Origin of the sequence: Streptomyces katrae, assembly GCF_000966975.1 — a bacterium.
Lineage (GTDB): Bacteria > Actinomycetota > Actinomycetes > Streptomycetales > Streptomycetaceae > Streptomyces > Streptomyces katrae.
Map to the genome: position 1 here is coordinate 1 of NZ_JZWV01000580.1, position 1,606 is coordinate 1,606.

At 70.5% G+C, this 1,606-nt stretch carries 3 protein-coding genes; 1 reads left to right on the forward strand and 2 read right to left on the reverse strand.

What is annotated here, in order from left to right:
• On the forward strand, positions 1–204 hold a 204-nt coding region (locus VR44_RS20870), incomplete at its 5' end, for a hypothetical protein (protein ID WP_045949076.1).
• Between the two features lie 90 nt (positions 205–294).
• Here the strand turns inward: VR44_RS20870 and VR44_RS20875 are convergent.
• Positions 295–657, reverse strand: coding sequence for a subtilase-type protease inhibitor (locus VR44_RS20875; protein WP_094191796.1), 363 nt, complete (start codon positions 655–657; stop codon positions 295–297).
• 342 nt (positions 658–999) lie between these two features.
• Positions 1,000–1,606 (reverse strand): DUF4389 domain-containing protein (locus tag VR44_RS20880; RefSeq protein WP_045949077.1); only part of this gene is annotated, 607 nt, incomplete at its 5' end.

The following is a 1,606-nucleotide window of genomic DNA, read 5'->3' on the forward strand; positions in this document are numbered from 1 at the left end:
CTGGAGCAGAGCATGCGCAGTGCCGACGTCGGCAGCAACTACGAGCTGGTGCGGCGGCTGGACCCGTACGTGGACCCGGCGGTCGTGGACCGGGACGAGCTGAGGCGGCAGGTGGAGGCCGGCATCCAGCAGGCCCTGCCGGAGCTGGTCCCGTACCGGGAGACGATCGTCAGCCTGTTCGCGGACTACCGCGACGTGCACTGACGTGAGCCCGCGGGGCCGTCCCGCCCGGGATCCGTTCGGAGACCGGGCGGGACGGCCCTCCGGGGCGCAGGCGCGCCCTCGGGAGCGGGGTCAGAAGGCGAAGACCGCGCCGCCGTTGAGGGTCGCGGACATGTCGCAGCTGTTGGAGAAGGTGTGCTTCCAGGAGACCCTGCTGCCCTGCCAGACGCCGTCCGCGGTCACGGTCACCGGTGCGTAGTGCATCGGACAGGCGCGGTTCACGTCGGGGGCGGCGAGGAGCCGGTCGAAGCTGCCGCCGGTGGAGTTCAGGGCGGTACAGGCGGCCTTGGGGTCGGGGTGGGTGCCCTGGGCGGACGGCATGCAGCTGAGGGTGGCGGCGCGCAGGACCGTGGCGCCGGCGGCGTCGTCGCCCTGGGCGATGGAGAAGACCATCGCCGACGGGGCGTACAGGCTGGTGGGCTTTGCCTCCGCCATGCCGGTGGCGCCGGCCAGGCACAGGAGGGCGGCGGCGGGGACAGCAGCGAAGCGGTAGCGCACGACAAGACTCACTTTCGATACGAAGGTTTAGCGCGGCAATTCCTTGCGTTGTCGCGCTTCGATGCGGCCGAGTTTGTCTGATGTGAAGGCCGTGCGCATGTTCATGACCTATTTACGGACAGCATGTTCGAATATCGGATGGCGCTCGGGTGTTCGGGCAGCTCAGCCGGGGTGCGTTCGTTCCGTGTCCGGGTGGAAACGGGCGGTGATCACCGGTGGCCCCGCCCGCCCGGGGCCGCTGACCTGGCGTTGCGCACCCCGGGTACACCTGGAGGTCATTCAGCTTGTCCGGAATGGCGCGGTTGCGGTCGCGGCCGCGTCGACGTCGTTCCAGCTCTCCTGGCGGATCTGGACCGTCTCGTTCGCGGCCCAGGCGAGGACGCCGAGGACGATCATGAGCACCACCAGCGTCTTGGCCGGCGTCCCGAGGAGCAGGGGCCGGGTGGCCGAGGGGACGGCCGGGGCCGGGGGAAGGGGCTGCCCCTCGGGCGGCCCGTCACCGAAGAGGCGCTTGGGGTAGGCGGAGGTGAGCATCATCATGTACGCCTGGAAGCGCATCCGGAACCGGACCACGGCGGCCACCGCGTCGAACACGGGCCTGGGCATCCGGCCCAGGACCAGCGTGATCAGCCAGAACACCCAGCAGACGGCACCCAGTCCGTACTGCACGATGCCGGTCAGGAGCGCCGCCGGGATCATCAGGACGAGCCGGAACAGCACCGCCAGCCGGTTGAGCTCGCCGGGGCGCAGTTCGATGCGGACGGGGTGGCCCTGCGCGTCGAAGGAGAAGGGCGGGTAGTGGTCCACCAGCAGCATGGCGCTGGCGGTCACCCGGGTCTCGTAGGCCAGATAGCCGCCGAGGAACTCGGCGATGCCGGCCGGGAGG

Excerpts from the sequence above, each read along its gene's own strand:
- VR44_RS20875 (WP_094191796.1), bottom strand. The coding sequence starts at position 657 with ATGGCGGAGGCAAAGCCCACCAGCCTGTACGCCCCGTCGGCGATGGTC.